The sequence below is a fragment of the Pseudomonas poae genome (genome assembly GCA_028869255.1).
GTDB lineage: Bacteria > Pseudomonadota > Gammaproteobacteria > Pseudomonadales > Pseudomonadaceae > Aquipseudomonas > Aquipseudomonas poae_C.
Genome location: CP110972.1, coordinates 1,741,115 through 1,757,804, shown reverse-complemented (window position 1 = coordinate 1,757,804; position 16,690 = coordinate 1,741,115). Strand labels below are relative to the sequence as shown.

Below are 16,690 nucleotides of genomic sequence, written 5' to 3'. Positions count from 1 at the left end.
GCGTTCGAGCCTACTCCAGATAAATGGCGACTGAAACCTCGCGCCATGCTCATTTGCATCGAAAACAGCATAATTTGTCGCCTACAAGCCTGAAAGCAAAGGCAAAATCGCCAATATTGAGCACATCGTGCGACGTTGGTAGCAACCTGCCCCCTGCGACCTTTAGACCAATGGACGACACACCTTTTGTATGAAGGCTCGGCGTAAGCATAGCGACCTATGTATAATGCCGCCGCTGACCAAAGAGTCACGACAGCCGACCGCTCTGGAACAGATGCCCTCGGCTAGCAAAGCAGGACTATTACAATAGTCCACCCGCTTGACGCTCGACTGATGCAACCCAACATCACCGCGAAGAAACCTCGACATTTCGCTCATGGATGACTTTGAACGAACGCGCTCCACCCGGCGCATCTCGAGTTTCTGCGCACGCTTTCAGCAAAGAAGAGAGTTAATCCGAATATGCCCACCCGCTCGAAGATCATCTACACCTTCACCGACGAAGCCCCAGCCCTCGCCACCTATTCACTGCTGCCTATCGTAGAGGCCTTCACCGCTTCCGCTGATATTGCCGTGGAAACCCGCGACATCTCCCTCGCAGGGCGCATCCTCGCAAGCTTCCCCGAGCAACTGGGCGCCAAGGCCATCCCGGACCACCTCGCCGAACTGGGCGACCTGGCCGTTACGCCTGAAGCCAACATCATCAAACTGCCTAACATCAGTGCCTCGACCCCGCAGCTGCAAGCCGCGATCAAGGAACTGCAGGCCCAGGGCTATGCCCTGCCGGACTATCCGGAAACCGTAACCACCGACGCGGAAAAAGAAACCCGTGCACGTTACGACAAGGTCAAGGGCAGCGCCGTAAACCCGGTACTGCGCGAAGGCAACTCCGACCGCCGCGCACCGCTGTCGGTCAAGAACTATGCGCGCAAGCACCCGCACAAAATGGGCGCGTGGGCGGCCGACTCCAAGTCGCACATTGCCCACATGACCAGCGGCGACTTCTACGGCAGCGAAAAAGCCGTTCAGATCGAAGCAGCCGATGCTGTCAAAATCGAGCTGATCGCCAAAGACGGCTCCGCGACCGTCCTGAAAGAAAAGACCTCGGTTCAAGCCGGCGAGATCATCGATACCGCCGTGCTGAGCAAGAACGCCCTGCGCAGCTTCATCGCCGCTGAAATCGAAGACGCCAAGAAGCAAGGCGTACTGCTGTCGGTTCACCTGAAAGCCACCATGATGAAGGTCTCCGACCCGATCATGTTCGGCCAGATCGTTGCCGAGTTCTACAAAGACGCCCTGGCCAAGCACGCTACCGTGCTGGAACAGATCGGCTTCAACCTGAACAACGGCATCGGCGACCTGTACGCTCGCATCAAGGCCCTGCCGGCCGAGCAACAAGCGCAGATCGAAGCTGACATTCAGGCGGTCTACGCCGCTCGCCCTTCCCTGGCGATGGTCAACTCCGACAAAGGCATCACCAACCTGCACGTGCCGAGCGACGTGATCGTCGACGCCTCGATGCCGGCCATGATCCGTGACTCCGGCAAAATGTGGGGCACCGACGGCCAGTTGCACGACACCAAGGCTGTAATCCCGGATCGCTGCTACGCCACCATCTACCAGGCGGTCATCGAAGACTGCAAGGCCAATGGCGCTTTCGACCCAACCACCATGGGCAGCGTGCCAAACGTTGGCCTGATGGCGAAGAAAGCCGAAGAGTACGGTTCCCACGACAAGACCTTCCAGATCAAGGCTGACGGCGTAGTCCGCGTCACCGACAGCAAGGGCACCCTGCTGATGGAACAGGCTGTTGAAGCCGGCGACATCTTCCGCATGTGCCAGACCAAAGACGCGCCGATCCAGGACTGGGTCAAACTGGCCGTCAACCGCGCCCGCGCCAGCAACACCCCGGCCATCTTCTGGCTGGACCCCAAGCGTGCGCACGATGGCGTCGTGGTCGAGAAAGTTCAGGCTTACCTGAAAGACCACAACACCGAAGGCCTGGACATCCGCATCATGTCGCCGGTCGACGCGATGAAGTTCACCCTGGAGCGCACCCGCAAGGGCCTGGACACCATCTCGGTGACCGGCAACGTACTGCGCGACTACCTGACCGACCTGTTCCCGATCATGGAACTGGGCACCAGCGCCAAGATGCTGTCGATCGTGCCGCTGATGAACGGCGGTGGCCTGTTCGAAACCGGCGCCGGCGGTTCGGCTCCGAAACACGTGCAGCAGCTGCTGGAAGAAAACTTCCTGCGCTGGGATTCCCTGGGCGAGTTCCTGGCCCTGGCCGCATCCCTTGAGCACTTGGGTGTTACCTACAACAACCCGAAAGCGCTGGTACTGTCCAAGACCCTGGACCAGGCCACCGGCCAGTTCCTCGACAACAACAAGTCGCCATCGCGTAAAGTCGGCAACATCGACAACCGCGGCAGCCACTTCTACCTGGCGCTGTACTGGGCTCAAGCCCTGGCCGCCCAGACCGAAGACACTGCCCTGCAAGCGCAGTTCGGCGAACTGGCCAAAACCCTGAGCGACAACGAGGCAACCATCGTTGCCGAGCTGAATGCCGTACAGGGCAAGCCAGTGGACATCGGCGGCTACTACGCGCCGAACCCGGAGCTGACCAGCAACGCCATGCGCCCAAGCAACACCCTCAACGCGGCCATTGCCAAGTTGAAGTAAGGTTGTAAGGATGCAAAGAAGCCCCGGCCCCGTGCCGGGGTTTCTCTTTGCGGACACTGCGGCTTGACTGAATAAACCGGATCAACATGTGGGAGCGGGCTTGCTCGCGAATGCGCTGGGTCAATGAATGCATCTTTGACTGGCTTACCGCATTCGCGAGCAAGCCCGTTGCCACACTGACCGCGTCACACCCTGAATCGAGGTTTTGAATGACCTGGCAACCCCACATCACCGTCGCCACCATCGTCGAAGACAACGGCAAGTTCCTGATGGTCGAAGAACTCAAGGGCGGCCGCGCCGTGCTCAATCAGCCCGCCGGCCACCTCGACCCACATGAAACCCTGACCGAGGCCGCCGTGCGCGAAACCCTCGAGGAAACCGGCTGGGACGTCGAGCCCACGGGCATTGTCGGCATCTACCTGTACACCGCCCCCAGCAATGGCGTGACCTATCAGCGCGTCTGCTTCATTGCCAAGGCGCTGAAACACCATCCGGACTATCAACTCGACGAAGGCATCCTGCGCGCCCGCTGGCTGACCCGCGACGAGCTGATGGCCGTGCGCGACGACTGGCGCAGCGAGCTGATCATCCGCTGTATCGATGATTATCTGGCCGGCCAGCGTCACAGTCTGGAATTGATCCGCCCTTCTCTTTAGCCTTGCGGGCCCAGGCCTGCTAGAATCGCGTCCTTTTTCAAGACACCCGTTGAAACCCTATGCGTGATCCAGCCCCTTCTGACACACAAAAGAAGCGCGTCATCGTCGGCATGTCCGGCGGCGTGGATTCTTCCGTTTCCGCCGTTCTGCTCATGGAGCAGGGTTATGAGGTGGAAGGCCTGTTCATGAAGAACTGGGAAGAAGACGATGGAACGGAATATTGCACCGCCATGGACGACCTGGCGGACGCCCAGGCCGTGTGCGACAGGATCGGCATCAAGCTGCACACCGCCAACTTTGCCGCCGAGTACTGGGACAATGTGTTCGAGCACTTCCTGGCCGAATACAAGGCCGGTCGCACGCCGAACCCGGACATCCTGTGCAACCGCGAAATCAAGTTCAAGGCGTTCCTCGACTACGCCATGATGCTCGGCGCCGACCTGATCGCCACTGGCCACTACGTGCGCCGCCGCGATATCGATGGCCGCACCGAACTGCTCAAGGGCCTGGACCCGAACAAGGACCAGAGCTACTTCCTGCACGCCGTCGGCGGTGAACAGATCGCCAAGACCCTGTTCCCGGTGGGCGAGCTGGAAAAACCCGAAGTGCGCAAGATTGCCGAGAAACACGGCCTGGCCACCGCCAAGAAGAAGGATTCCACCGGGATCTGCTTTATCGGCGAGCGCCGCTTCAGCGATTTCCTCAAGCAGTACCTGCCGGCGCAACCGGGTGAAATCAAAACCACCGAAGGTGACGTGATCGGTCGCCACCACGGCTTGATGTACCACACCATCGGCCAACGCCAGGGCCTGGGCATCGGCGGCTTGAAAGACGCCGGTGAGGAGCCGTGGTACGTGCTGGTCAAAGACCTCGAACACAACGTGCTGATCGTCGGCCAGGGCAATGAACACCCACTGCTGTTCTCCGGCGCGCTGCTGGCTTCCGAGATCTATTGGGTCAACCCGATCGACCTGAGCACCCCACGCCGCCTGACCGCCAAAGTGCGTTATCGCCAGAGCGACCAGCCCTGCACCCTGGAAAAAACCGCCAGCGGCTACCGCGCCACCTTCGACGACCCGCAGCGCGCCGTCACCCCCGGCCAGTCCGTGGTGTTCTATGACGGTGAGATTTGCCTGGGAGGCGGCGTGATTGAAGTTGCCGAGCCCTGGAGCAACCCGGCATGAGCCCGACCCAGGAGCAATTGACGGCACTCGGCGGGGTGTTTCTCGCCGCGGTACTGGTGGACAAGATCGCCAAGACCGGCCAGGTCACCGAGGCGGGCCTGAGCTGCATGCTCGGCAGCCTGCTGATCCGCGACCCCAAGGACACCCTGGAAGTTTACGGTGGCGACGACCTGGCGCTGCGTGAAGGTTATCGCGCACTGATCGGCGCGCTGGAGCGCGACCCGAGCACCTTGCAGCGCGAGCCGTTGCGCTACGCCCTGTCGATGCTCGGCCTGGAGCGGCAACTGGCCAAGCGTGACGACATGCTGGAGATCATCGGCAAGCGCCTGCCGCAGATCCAGTCCCAGGTGGAACACTTCGGCCCGGCCCACGAAAACGTGATCGCCGCCTGTGGTGCGCTGTACCAGGACACCTTGAGCACCTTGCGCCAGCGGATCCAGGTGCACGGCGACATGCGCAACCTGCAGCAACCGAACAACGCCTCGAAAATCCGCGCCCTGCTCCTGGCCGGTATTCGTTCGGCGCGGTTGTGGCGACAGTTGGGCGGCCATCGCTGGCAGTTGGTGATCAGCCGGCGCAAATTGCTTAAAGAGCTTTACCCGTTGATGCGCAACGAATAAGTCGCAGCAACCCACGTTTTATAGCCTCACGCGTAATACGCCGGTCAGTTGGCAACGGACCGGCGGATTTTTTCATGTATGATACGCGCCCCATTTCGTTGCCCGACTGTCCGAGAACACCCCATGCAGCTCTCTTCGCTCACTGCGGTTTCCCCTGTTGACGGCCGCTACGCCGGCAAAACCCAGGCCCTGCGCCCTATTTTCAGCGAATACGGCCTGATCCGTGCTCGCGTTCTGGTTGAAGTGCGCTGGCTCCAGCGCCTGGCCGCTCACCCCGCCATCAGTGAAGTGCCGGCGTTCTCCGCCGAGGCCAACGCTGTATTGAATACCCTGGCGGAAAACTTCTCCCTGGAGCACGCCGAGCGTGTGAAAGAGATCGAGCGCACCACCAACCACGACGTTAAAGCCATCGAATACCTGCTCAAAGAGCAAGCGGCCAAGCTGCCGGAACTGGCCCAGGTCAGCGAGTTCATCCACTTTGCCTGCACCAGCGAGGACATCAACAACCTATCCCACGCCCTGATGCTGCGCGAAGGCCGTGATGAGGTGATGCTGCCGCTGATGCGCCAGACCGCCGACGCCATCCGCGAGCTGGCCATCCGCTTCGCCGCCGTGCCGATGCTGTCGCGCACCCACGGCCAACCGGCCTCACCGACCACCCTGGGTAAAGAACTGGCCAACGTGGTGTACCGCCTCGAGCGCCAGATCGCTCAAGTCGCCGCCGTACCGCTGCTGGGCAAGATCAACGGCGCCGTGGGCAACTACAACGCTCACCTGTCGGCCTACCCTGAGATCGACTGGGAAGCCAACGCCCGCGCCTTCATCGAAGACGAGCTGGGCCTGGGCTTCAACCCGTACACCACGCAGATCGAACCGCACGACTACATCGCCGAGCTGTTCGACGCCATTGCGCGCTTCAACACCATCCTGATCGACTTTGATCGCGATATCTGGGGCTATATCTCCCTGGGCTACTTCAAGCAGCGCACCATTGCCGGTGAAATCGGTTCGTCGACCATGCCGCACAAGGTCAACCCGATCGACTTCGAAAACTCCGAAGGCAACCTCGGCATCGCCAACGCCCTGTTCCAACACCTGGCCAGCAAGTTGCCGATCTCCCGCTGGCAGCGCGACCTGACCGACTCCACCGTACTGCGCAACCTTGGCGTGGGCTTTGCTCACAGCGTGATCGCGTACGAAGCCAGCCTCAAAGGCATCAGCAAGCTGGAACTCAACGAGCAGAAAATCGCCGCTGACCTGGACGCCTGCTGGGAAGTATTGGCCGAGCCGATCCAGACCGTCATGCGTCGCTACAACATCGAAAACCCGTACGAAAAGCTGAAAGAGTTGACACGCGGCAAGGGCATCAGCCCTGAAGCACTGCAAACTTTCATCGACGGCCTGGACATGCCAGCCGCTGCCAAGGCCGAGCTGAAGCTGCTCACGCCGGCCAACTACATCGGCAACGCGGTAGAGCAAGCCAAGCGCATCTGATTACCGCAAGACCCTTGAGACGCCCGGCAGCGCCGGGCGTTTTTATTCCAGTCTGAAAAGTGCTTTTTTTCAATAGGTTACACATGAATCCTGATATCCCTCTTCAACTTCTGGGCGGCATCACGGCACGGGAATTCCTGCGCGACTACTGGCAGAAAAAACCGCTGCTGATCCGTCAGGCCATCCCTGATTTCGAAAGCCCGATCGACGCCGACGAACTGGCCGGCCTGGCGCTCGAGGAAGAAGTCGAGTCGCGCCTGGTGATCGAACACGGCGAGCGTCCGTGGGAGCTGCGCCGCGGCCCGTTCGCCGAAGATGCTTTCAGCACCCTGCCCGAGCGTGAGTGGACCCTGCTGGTGCAGGCGGTCGACCAGTTTGTGCCGGAAGTGGCCGAGCTGCTGGAGCAGTTCCGCTTCCTGCCAAGCTGGCGCATCGATGACGTGATGATCAGCTTCGCCGCACCCGGCGGCAGCGTCGGCCCGCATTTCGACAACTACGACGTGTTCCTGCTGCAAGCCCAGGGCAAGCGCAACTGGAAGATCGGCCAGATGTGCAGCTCCGAAAGCCCGCTGCTGCAGCATGCCGACCTGCGCATCCTCGCCGAATTCGAAGAAAGTGCCGAATGGGTGCTGGAACCGGGCGACATGCTCTACCTGCCGCCGCGCCTGGCGCATTTCGGTATTGCCGAAGATGACTGCATGACCTACTCGGTAGGCTTCCGTGCGCCGAGCGCCGCTGAAGTGCTGACCCACTTCACCGACTTCCTCAGCCAGTACCTGACCGACGAAGAGCGCTACACCGACGCCGATGCCCAGCCGGTCAGCGACCCGCACCAGATCCAGAGCGACGCGCTGGACCGCCTCAAGAGCCTGCTGGCCGAGCACATGAGCGACGAGCGCATGCTGCTGACCTGGTTCGGCCAATTCATGACCGAGCCGCGTTACCCGGAACTGGTGGCTGGCGAAGAACTGGCCGAGCAGGACTTTATCAGCAGCCTGGAAGACGGCGCGATTCTGGTCCGCAACCCAAGCGCACGCCTAGCGTGGTCCGAAGTCGACGACGACGTACTGCTGTTTGCCAGCGGCCAGAGCCGTTACCTGCCAGGCAAGCTGCGCGAGCTGCTGAAACTGGTGTGCGCAGCTGATTCCCTGCACGCCGAAAACCTTGGCCCGTGGCTCGCGGACGAAGACGGTCGCGACCTGTTGTGCGAACTGGTCAAGCAAGGGAGCTTGGGGTTTGCCGATGAATAAGATTCACGTAAGTGTCGCGGACTGGCAAAAGGATATCGCTGAGATACGGCGCATTCGTGAAGCGGTATTTATCGCCGAACAATCGGTCCCACCTGAACTGGAGTGGGACGCGGACGACGCAGATGCCGTGCATTTCCTTGCGTTCGAGGGCGACTTTCCGATCGGCACCGCTCGCCTGCTGCCCAGCGGCGAGATTGGTCGCGTATCGGTGCTCAAGGACTGGCGCGGGCTGAAGGTCGGCGACAAGTTGATGGAAGCCGTGATTGCGATGGCCGAGCAACGCGGCCAGACCAAGCAGTTCCTCAGCGCACAGGTGTATGCGGCACCGTTTTACGAGCGGCTGGGCTTCAAGATCGTCAGTGATGAGTTCCTTGAAGTCGGGATTCCGCATGTGGACATGGTGCGTGGCGCCTGATCCCTGCGCCGAGCAGGCTTGCTGTAGTGAGCAAGCTTGCTGTGGCGAGCGGGCTTGCCCGCGTTGGGCCGCGTAGCGGCCCTTCACTCAGACGCCGCGTTCTTTCTGAAAGAACGCGGCGTTTTTTATTGGGGCTGCTGCGCAGCCCAACGCGGGCAAGCCCGCTCGCCACAGCAAGCCCGCTCGCCACGCCAAGCCCCGCCTAACAGCAATGCCGTTCGCTACTAAACTTGCGACCTGCCAGGCCGACAAACTGGCACTATCAAGCCTAATGACTCGCAGAGATAACGGACATGTCCCTACGCACCCTGCTCACCGCCCTCCTCCTGACCGCCAGTTGCTCGGCCATGGCCGACACCGAAGTCGTCAACCTGAGCAACCGCACCAGCGCCGACCTGTTGCCCGTGGCGCAGAACTTCATCGGCAAGGATGGCACCGTCAGCGCCTACGGCAACCAGCTTATTGTTAACGCTGACCCAGGCAAGATCCAGGACCTGCGCGCCCTGCTCTCGCAACTCGACACACCGGCCAAGCGCTTGTTGATTACCGTCGACACCAACGAAAACAACCAGCAAAACAGCGGCGACAGCCAGACCCGCATCATCAGCTATGGCACTGCCAGCCGCGAAGGCGGCATCCAGCAGATCCAGGCCAGTGAAGGTGTGCCTGCGCTGATCCAGGTCGGCCAGAGCGTACCGCTGACCACCACCCAGCAGGACAGCTACGGCCGCCTGCAAAACCAGACCCAGTATCGCAACGTGACCCAGGGCTTCTACGTGACCGCCAGCGTCACCGGCGAGACCGTACACCTGGCAATCAGTACCAACCGTGACCGCATGAGCCAGGAACGTCCCGATGTAGTGAACGTGCAAAGCACCGACACAACCGTCAGCGGCCGCCTGGGCGAGTGGATCCCCCTGGCCGGCATCAATCGCGACACCCTGGCCGACAAATCCTCTACAACCCGCAGCTACTCTACCCAGGGCCGAGATGACCTGACTTTGCGGGTCAAGGTCGACACCCTGAACTGAAGCACCAAAAACTGACTGATGAGTCGTATAAGACTAAAGATGTAGTGCCACAAAAAAAGCACTACAAAACATTTGACGATCCAAAAAAGCATGGGCATGATGGCCTCGCTCCCGCTAATCAGGGGCCCTGGCAAGGGCCTTCGGATCGTCGCTCCAAGCTACCCAACTGAGCCGATTCGTGTCTGTACCGCCCACAAGGTGTGTTTGACGAGGTTGCGACTGGAACGAAGTTGTCCCGAGGGACGGAAGCTAACCAGGTAACCCGGCTAGACACTGATGGATCGTACAAAGGCCCACGACGCCCGAAGACCGTCCGCAGTTTGCCCTTACCTGCTCAACTCCGCCTTGAGCCATCGTTCATCCCGTCGCCTTCCCCGCCGAACTTGACTTGAACACCTAAGCTTCTGGTCAGCGAGCCGCCATCACCACGCACTCATTACGTGGCTGGCAAATGGAATTTTCCACCTAGACCTATGCGACGAGGTTTTTCCCCATGGCACTGACACGCGAACAGCAAATTGCAGCCCTTGAAAAAGACTGGGCTGAAAACCCACGCTGGAAAGGCGTGACCCGCGCTTATTCCGCTGCTGACGTCGTCCGCCTGCGCGGCTCGGTTCAACCTGAGCACACCTTTGCAAAACTCGGCGCCGAGAAGCTGTGGAAGCTGGTCACCCAGGGTGCCAAGCCGTCCTTCCGTCCCGAGAAAGATTTCGTCAACTGCATGGGCGCCCTCACTGGCGGCCAGGCAGTCCAACAGGTGAAAGCCGGTATCCAGGCGATCTACCTGTCCGGCTGGCAAGTGGCAGCGGACAACAACTCCGCTGAATCCATGTACCCCGACCAATCGCTGTACCCGGTGGACTCGGTACCCACCGTGGTCAAGCGCATCAACAACTCGTTCCGCCGTGCTGACCAGATCCAGTGGAAAGCCGGTAAAGGCCCGGGCGATGAAGGCTACATCGACTACTTCGCACCTATCGTGGCGGACGCTGAAGCCGGTTTCGGCGGCGTGCTGAACGCCTATGAGCTGATGAAGAGCATGATCGAAGCGGGCGCTGCCGGCGTGCACTTCGAAGACCAGCTGGCTTCCGTGAAGAAATGCGGCCACATGGGCGGCAAGGTACTGGTACCGACCCAGGAAGCGGTACAGAAGCTGACCGCTGCGCGTTTGGCGGCTGACGTGGCCGGCACCCCGACCATCATCCTGGCCCGTACCGACGCTAACGCGGCTGACTTGCTGACATCCGATTGCGACCCGTACGACCAGCCGTTCGTGACCGGCGAGCGCACCCAGGAAGGCTTCTATAAAGTACGCGCCGGTCTCGACCAGGCCATCGCTCGCGGCCTGGCCTATGCCCCTTACGCCGACCTGATCTGGTGCGAAACCGCCAAGCCGGACCTGGACGAAGCCCGTCGCTTCGCCGAGGCGATCAAAAAGGAATACCCGGACCAACTGCTGTCCTACAACTGCTCGCCTTCTTTCAACTGGAAGAAGAACCTGGACGACGCGACCATCGCCAAGTTCCAGCGCGAGCTGTCGGCCATGGGCTACAAGCACCAGTTCATCACCCTGGCCGGCATTCACAACATGTGGCACAGCATGTTCAACCTGGCGCACGACTACGCCCGCAACGACATGACCGCCTACGTGAAGCTGCAGGAGCAGGAATTCGCCGACGCCGCCAAGGGTTACACCTTTGTGGCACACCAGCAGGAAGTGGGCACCGGCTACTTCGACGACATGACCACCGTGATCCAGGGCGGCACCTCGTCCGTGACCGCGCTGACCGGCTCGACCGAAGAAGAGCAGTTCCACTAAGCACCGCGTACACGGCCACTGCGGCCCCAAGGAAGACCTAACCGCAATGCCGCACAACAATCACGCCCCGACTGGTTCGGGGCGTTTTTTTTGCCGCAAGAAAAATGCCTGCCTGACACAACGCCGGTCAAATGTGGGAGCTGGCTTGCCTGCGAAGGCGGCATGCCAGCCAGCCCATTTGTTGGCTGACATTCCGCCATCGCGGGCAAGCCCGCTCCCACAGGGAAATGTGGCAAGCCTTCAGATTTTGCGCAAAACATTGATCCAGAGCGGTATTTGCCTGATTCAAATCGTTTAAAAGATCTGTTCCAGCAACTAGCGGCAATCAAGCAAGTAACGGCAACTTCCCCCGCCACACGAGAAACATTCGCTTAAACCCCACGCAAACAATATTCATTATCATTTAGAGCATGAAAACTTCGTTACCGGTCAAACAAAACTTAATTGTTCAAAAGCCCGCTAATGCCCACGCCGCAAGGGCTACAGCCCCAAGAAGGTGCACTATGTCCTTATTCCATCGAATAATTTCGCTATCGAAATTTTACTTGCCCGGTGTTTAGCCATAAAATCACCGCGATTGATTGCAGTGCGACATATCGTCACTGCATCGTTACTTTTTCGAGCTCAGAGACCTTTGCTCTCTGTTAAGGATTTCCAGCATGACCGAAGCGACAGGACTCATGGCCCACAACTGGGGCTTTGCCATTTTCCTTCTCGGTGTTGTCGGCCTTTGCGCCTTCATGCTCGGTGTCTCCAGCCTCCTCGGGTCAAAAGCCTGGGGCCGCAGTAAAAATGAACCGTTCGAGTCCGGCATGCTGCCTACAGGTGGCGCCCGCTTGCGGCTCTCAGCCAAATTCTATCTGGTCGCGATGCTCTTCGTGATCTTCGATATCGAAGCCCTCTTTCTCTTTGCCTGGTCTGTGTCCGTCCGCGAAAGCGGCTGGACCGGATTCGTCGAAGCCCTCGTTTTCATAGCAATTCTGTTGGCAGGCCTTGTCTACCTATTTCGAGTGGGCGCCCTTGACTGGGCTCCGGAAGCTCGTCGCAAGCGGCAAGCGAAGCTGAAACAATGAGGCTTTGGCGATGCAATACAATCTCACCAGGATCGACCCGGATGCTCCTAACGATCAGTACCCTATCGGCGAACGGGAAACCGTTTCCGATCCGTTAGAAGATCAAGTCCACAAAAACATCTACATGGGCAAGCTCGAAGACGTGCTGAGTGGCGCGGTCAATTGGGGGCGTAAAAATTCCCTGTGGCCGTACAACTTCGGCCTTTCGTGCTGCTACGTGGAAATGACCACCGCCTTCACGGCGCCCCACGACATCGCGCGCTTTGGCGCCGAAGTTATCCGGGCATCACCGCGCCAGGCGGATTTCATGGTTATCGCCGGAACCTGCTTTATCAAGATGGCGCCGATCATTCAGCGTCTCTACGAGCAAATGCTCGAGCCAAAGTGGGTTATCTCCATGGGTTCGTGCGCCAACTCCGGTGGCATGTACGACATCTACTCCGTCGTTCAAGGGGTGGACAAGTTCCTGCCCGTGGACGTCTACGTGCCTGGCTGCCCGCCCCGCCCCGAAGCATTCCTGCAAGGCTTGATGCTGTTGCAGGAGTCGATCGGCAAGGAGCGTCGCCCGCTTTCCTGGGTCGTCGGCGATCAAGGCGTGTACCGCGCCGAGATGCCTTCGCAAAAGGAACAGCGCCGCGAACAGCGAATCGCAGTCACCAACCTGCGCAGCCCTGACGAAGTCTGATCCAGAACCGCTTCTTATATAGAACGAAAACCTGGCTTCATTCTTTACGTTGACCGAAAGCGATAAAAAACCATGACTACAGGCAGTGCTCGACGCATCCCGCCTTATAAGGCAGACGACCAGGATGTGGTCGTCGAACTCAATAACCGTTTTGGCCCTGACGCCTTCACCGCCCAGGCCACACGCACCGGTATGCCGGTGCTGTGGGTGGCGCGCGCCAAGCTCGTCGAAGTCCTGACCTTCCTGCGCAACCTGCCCAAGCCGTACGTCATGCTGTATGACCTGCATGGCGTGGACGAGCGTCTGCGCACCAAGCGCCAGGGGCTGCCGAGCGGTGCCGATTTCACCGTGTTCTACCACCTGATGTCGCTGGAACGTAACAGCGACGTGATGATCAAGGTTGCCCTGTCCGAAAGCGACTTGAGCGTGCCGACCGTGACCGGTATCTGGCCGAATGCCAGCTGGTACGAGCGTGAAGTCTGGGACATGTTCGGGATCGACTTCCCGGGCCACCCGCACCTGACGCGCATCATGATGCCGCCGACCTGGGAAGGTCACCCGCTGCGCAAGGACTTCCCTGCCCGCGCCACCGAATTCGACCCGTTCAGCCTCAACCTCGCCAAGCAACAGCTTGAAGAAGAGGCTGCACGCTTCCGTCCGGAAGACTGGGGCATGAAGCGCTCCGGCACCAACGAGGACTACATGTTCCTCAACCTGGGTCCGAACCACCCTTCGGCTCACGGTGCCTTCCGTATCATCCTGCAACTGGACGGCGAAGAAATCGTCGACTGCGTGCCGGACATCGGCTACCACCACCGTGGTGCCGAGAAGATGGCCGAGCGTCAGTCCTGGCACAGCTTCATCCCGTACACCGACCGTATCGACTACCTCGGCGGCGTGATGAACAACCTGCCGTACGTGCTCTCGGTCGAGAAGCTGGCCGGCATCAAGGTGCCGGACCGCGTCGACACCATCCGCATCATGATGGCCGAGTTCTTCCGGATCACCAGCCACCTGCTGTTCCTGGGTACTTACATCCAGGACGTCGGCGCCATGACCCCGGTGTTCTTCACCTTCACCGACCGTCAGCGCGCCTACAAGGTTATCGAAGCCATCACCGGTTTCCGTCTGCACCCGGCCTGGTACCGCATCGGCGGTGTGGCGCACGACCTGCCGAATGGCTGGGAACGCCTGGTCAAGGAGTTCATCGACTGGATGCCCAAGCGTCTGGACGAGTACCAAAAGGCTGCGCTGGACAACAGCATCCTCAAAGGCCGGACCATCGGCGTCGCGCAGTACAACACCAAAGAGGCCCTGGAATGGGGCGTCACCGGTGCCGGCCTGCGCTCCACCGGCTGCGATTTCGACCTACGTAAAGCGCGCCCGTACTCCGGCTACGAGAACTTCGAATTCGAAGTGCCGCTGGCCGCGAATGGCGATGCCTACGACCGTTGCATCGTGCGCGTCGAAGAAATGCGCCAGAGCCTGAAGATCATCGAGCAGTGCATGCGCAACATGCCGGCAGGCCCGTACAAGGCGGACCATCCGCTGACCACGCCGCCGCCCAAAGAGCGCACGCTGCAGCACATCGAAACCCTGATCACGCACTTCCTGCAAGTTTCGTGGGGCCCGGTAATGCCGGCCAACGAATCCTTCCAGATGATCGAAGCGACCAAGGGTATCAACAGTTATTACCTGACGAGCGATGGCGGCACCATGAGCTACCGCACCCGGATTCGTACCCCAAGTTTTGCCCACTTGCAGCAGATCCCTTCGGTGATCAAAGGCGAGATGGTCGCGGACTTGATTGCGTACCTGGGTAGTATCGATTTCGTTATGGCCGACGTGGACCGCTAAGCATGAACAGCACGCTTATCCAGACAGACCGTTTCACCTTGAGTGAAACCGAGCGCTCGGCCATCGAGCACGAGCTGCATCACTACGAAGACCCGCGCGCGGCGTCGATCGAAGCCTTGAAGATCGTGCAGAAGGAGCGTGGCTGGGTGCCGGACGGCGCCCTCTACGCCATCGGCGAGATCCTCGGCATCCCGGCCAGCGACGTTGAAGGTGTGGCCACGTTCTACAGCCAGATCTTCCGCCAGCCGGTGGGCCGTCACATCATTCGCGTGTGCGACAGCATGGTCTGCTACATCGGTGGTCACGAGTCCGTGGTCAGCGAGATCCAGAACAAGCTGGGCATCGGCCTCGGCCAAACCACCCCGGACGGCCGCTTCACGCTGCTGCCGGTGTGCTGCCTGGGCAACTGCGACAAGGCGCCGGCGTTGATGATCGACGACGACACATTCGGTGACGTACAGCCTGCTGGCGTGACCCAATTGCTCGAGGGCTACCCATGACCCTTACATCTTTCGGCCCGGCCAACCTGATCAAGCGTTCGCCTGAGACCCACCCACTGACCTGGCGCCTGCGTGACGATGCCGAGCCGGTATGGCTCGACGAGTACCAGGCCAAGAACGGTTACGCGGCTGCGCGCAAAGCCTTCGCCGACATGGCCCAGGACGATATCGTCCAGACCGTGAAAGACGCCGGGCTTAAAGGGCGCGGCGGTGCAGGCTTCCCCACCGGCGTGAAGTGGGGCCTGATGCCCAAAGACGAATCCATCAACATCCGCTACCTGCTGTGCAACGCGGATGAAATGGAGCCGAACACCTGGAAGGACCGCATGCTGATGGAGCAACTGCCCCATCTGCTGATCGAAGGCATGCTGATCAGCGCCCGTGCGCTGAAAACCTACCGTGGCTACATCTTCCTGCGTGGCGAGTACACCACCGCCGCCAAGCACCTCAACCGTGCCGTGGAAGAAGCCAAGGCGGCCGGTCTTTTGGGCAAGAACATCCTCGGTTCGGGTTTTGACTTCGAACTGTTCGTGCACACCGGCGCCGGGCGTTATATCTGCGGTGAAGAAACCGCACTGATCAACTCCTCGAAGGCCGCCGCGCCAACCCGCGCTCCAAGCCGCCCTTCCCTGCCGCCGTCGGCGTGTGGGGCAAGCCTACGTGCGTGAACAACGTCGAGACCCTGTGCAACGTGCCGGCGATCATCGCCGACGGCGTGGACTGGTACAAATCGTTGGCCCGCGAAGGCAGCGAAGACATGGGCACCAAGCTCATGGGCTTCTCCGGCAAGGTCAAGAACCCTGGCCTGTGGGAGCTGCCGTTCGGCGTGACCGCCCGCGAGCTGTTCGAGGACTACGCCGGCGGCATGCGCGACGGCTACACCTTGAAAGCCTGGCAGCCCGGCGGTGCCGGCACCGGTTTCCTGCTCCCTGAGCACCTCGACGCACAGATGTATGCCGGCGGCATCGGCAAGGTGGGCACCCGTATGGGTACCGGCCTGGCGATGGCGGTGGACAACACCGTGAACATGGTTTCGTTGCTGCGCAACATGGAGCAGTTCTTTGCCCGTGAATCCTGCGGCTTCTGCACCCCGTGCCGTGACGGCTTGCCGTGGAGCGTCAAGCTCCTGATGGCGATCGAGAACGGCGAAGGCCAGCCCGGTGACATCGAAACCCTGCTGGGCCTGGTCGGCTTCCTCGGCCCAGGCAAGACGTTCTGTGCTCACGCACCGGGCGCCGTGGAGCCATTGGGCAGCGCAATCAAATACTTCCGCTCGGAGTTCGAAGCCGGCATCGCGCCTACCAGCGCCGCCGTCCCGCCTCTGGCGAGGCCGATCGTAGTCGGCGCGTAACGCTTTAACAGGTGAAGGGTCCGTGCCCTTCAACTGCTCATGTGCTGACGCCGTAAAGGCTGTGTAG

13 protein-coding genes and 1 pseudogene are annotated in these 16,690 nt (G+C 60.4%); all 14 read left to right on the top strand.

The features are described from left to right. The first annotated feature begins 462 nt into the window (after window positions 1-462). The 14 genes and pseudogenes from LRS56_08160 (at window position 463) to nuoF (ending at window position 16,623) form a co-directional block, all read left to right on the top strand. Window positions 463-2,688, top strand: coding sequence for an NADP-dependent isocitrate dehydrogenase (locus tag LRS56_08160; GenBank protein WDU64435.1), 2,226 nt, complete (start codon window positions 463-465; stop codon window positions 2,686-2,688). A gap of 209 nt (window positions 2,689-2,897) precedes the next feature. Beyond that, window positions 2,898-3,344, top strand: coding sequence for an NUDIX hydrolase (locus tag LRS56_08155; GenBank protein ID WDU64434.1), 447 nt, complete (start codon window positions 2,898-2,900; stop codon window positions 3,342-3,344). Between the two features lie 59 nt (window positions 3,345-3,403). Then, window positions 3,404-4,528, top strand: coding sequence for a tRNA 2-thiouridine(34) synthase MnmA (gene mnmA, locus LRS56_08150; GenBank protein WDU64433.1), 1,125 nt, complete (start codon window positions 3,404-3,406; stop codon window positions 4,526-4,528). Further along, on the top strand, window positions 4,525-5,148 hold the full coding sequence (gene hflD / locus LRS56_08145) for a high frequency lysogenization protein HflD (protein WDU64432.1): 624 nt from the start codon (window positions 4,525-4,527) through the stop codon (window positions 5,146-5,148). The genes mnmA and hflD overlap by 4 nt, the downstream gene beginning before the upstream one ends. Before the next feature lie 123 nt (window positions 5,149-5,271). Beyond that, on the top strand, window positions 5,272-6,642 hold the full coding sequence (gene purB / locus LRS56_08140; protein ID WDU64431.1) for an adenylosuccinate lyase: 1,371 nt from the start codon (window positions 5,272-5,274) through the stop codon (window positions 6,640-6,642). A gap of 83 nt (window positions 6,643-6,725) precedes the next feature. Continuing rightward, complete coding sequence (locus LRS56_08135; GenBank protein ID WDU64430.1) at window positions 6,726-7,892, top strand: cupin domain-containing protein; 1,167 nt, start codon at window positions 6,726-6,728, stop codon at window positions 7,890-7,892. Continuing rightward, window positions 7,885-8,307, top strand: a complete 423-nt coding sequence (locus LRS56_08130) for a GNAT family N-acetyltransferase (protein WDU64429.1) — start codon at window positions 7,885-7,887, stop codon at window positions 8,305-8,307. Before LRS56_08135 ends, LRS56_08130 begins: the two co-directional genes overlap by 8 nt. A gap of 293 nt (window positions 8,308-8,600) precedes the next feature. Then, complete coding sequence (locus LRS56_08125) at window positions 8,601-9,338, top strand: secretin (protein ID WDU64428.1); 738 nt, start codon at window positions 8,601-8,603, stop codon at window positions 9,336-9,338. A 493-nt stretch (window positions 9,339-9,831) separates the two neighbouring features. Further along, a complete protein-coding gene (gene aceA / locus LRS56_08120; protein ID WDU64427.1) occupies window positions 9,832-11,157 on the top strand; it encodes an isocitrate lyase in 1,326 nt (441 codons plus the stop codon). Window positions 11,158-11,816: 659 nt separating this feature from the next. Further along, on the top strand, window positions 11,817-12,230 hold the full coding sequence (locus tag LRS56_08115) for an NADH-quinone oxidoreductase subunit A (GenBank protein ID WDU64426.1): 414 nt from the start codon (window positions 11,817-11,819) through the stop codon (window positions 12,228-12,230). 10 nt (window positions 12,231-12,240) lie between these two features. Next, a complete protein-coding gene (locus LRS56_08110; GenBank protein ID WDU64425.1) occupies window positions 12,241-12,915 on the top strand; it encodes an NADH-quinone oxidoreductase subunit B in 675 nt (224 codons plus the stop codon). A 72-nt stretch (window positions 12,916-12,987) separates the two neighbouring features. Then, window positions 12,988-14,772 carry an NADH-quinone oxidoreductase subunit C/D gene (gene nuoC / locus LRS56_08105; protein WDU64424.1) on the top strand — a complete coding sequence of 595 codons (1,785 nt, stop codon included), beginning with the start codon at window positions 12,988-12,990 and terminating at the stop codon, window positions 14,770-14,772. A gap of 2 nt (window positions 14,773-14,774) precedes the next feature. Next, complete coding sequence (nuoE, locus tag LRS56_08100; protein WDU64423.1) at window positions 14,775-15,272, top strand: NADH-quinone oxidoreductase subunit NuoE; 498 nt, start codon at window positions 14,775-14,777, stop codon at window positions 15,270-15,272. After that, window positions 15,269-16,623: pseudogene (gene nuoF / locus LRS56_08095) on the top strand (NADH-quinone oxidoreductase subunit NuoF). The gene nuoE and the pseudogene nuoF overlap by 4 nt, the downstream one beginning before the upstream one ends. Window positions 16,624-16,690 lie beyond the last annotated feature (67 nt).

Bases quoted from the DNA above. Each gene is read 5' to 3' on its own strand.
- LRS56_08160 (WDU64435.1), top strand. From the start codon at position 463: ATGCCCACCCGCTCGAAGATCATCTACACCTTCACCGACGAAGCCCCA.
- LRS56_08155 (WDU64434.1), top strand. From the start codon at position 2,898: ATGACCTGGCAACCCCACATCACCGTCGCCACCATCGTCGAAGACAAC.
- mnmA (WDU64433.1), top strand. From the start codon at position 3,404: ATGCGTGATCCAGCCCCTTCTGACACACAAAAGAAGCGCGTCATCGTC.
- hflD (WDU64432.1), top strand. From the start codon at position 4,525: ATGAGCCCGACCCAGGAGCAATTGACGGCACTCGGCGGGGTGTTTCTC.
- purB (WDU64431.1), top strand. From the start codon at position 5,272: ATGCAGCTCTCTTCGCTCACTGCGGTTTCCCCTGTTGACGGCCGCTAC.
- LRS56_08135 (WDU64430.1), top strand. From the start codon at position 6,726: ATGAATCCTGATATCCCTCTTCAACTTCTGGGCGGCATCACGGCACGG.
- LRS56_08130 (WDU64429.1), top strand. From the start codon at position 7,885: ATGAATAAGATTCACGTAAGTGTCGCGGACTGGCAAAAGGATATCGCT.
- LRS56_08125 (WDU64428.1), top strand. From the start codon at position 8,601: ATGTCCCTACGCACCCTGCTCACCGCCCTCCTCCTGACCGCCAGTTGC.
- aceA (WDU64427.1), top strand. From the start codon at position 9,832: ATGGCACTGACACGCGAACAGCAAATTGCAGCCCTTGAAAAAGACTGG.
- LRS56_08115 (WDU64426.1), top strand. From the start codon at position 11,817: ATGACCGAAGCGACAGGACTCATGGCCCACAACTGGGGCTTTGCCATT.
- LRS56_08110 (WDU64425.1), top strand. From the start codon at position 12,241: ATGCAATACAATCTCACCAGGATCGACCCGGATGCTCCTAACGATCAG.
- nuoC (WDU64424.1), top strand. From the start codon at position 12,988: ATGACTACAGGCAGTGCTCGACGCATCCCGCCTTATAAGGCAGACGAC.
- nuoE (WDU64423.1), top strand. From the start codon at position 14,775: ATGAACAGCACGCTTATCCAGACAGACCGTTTCACCTTGAGTGAAACC.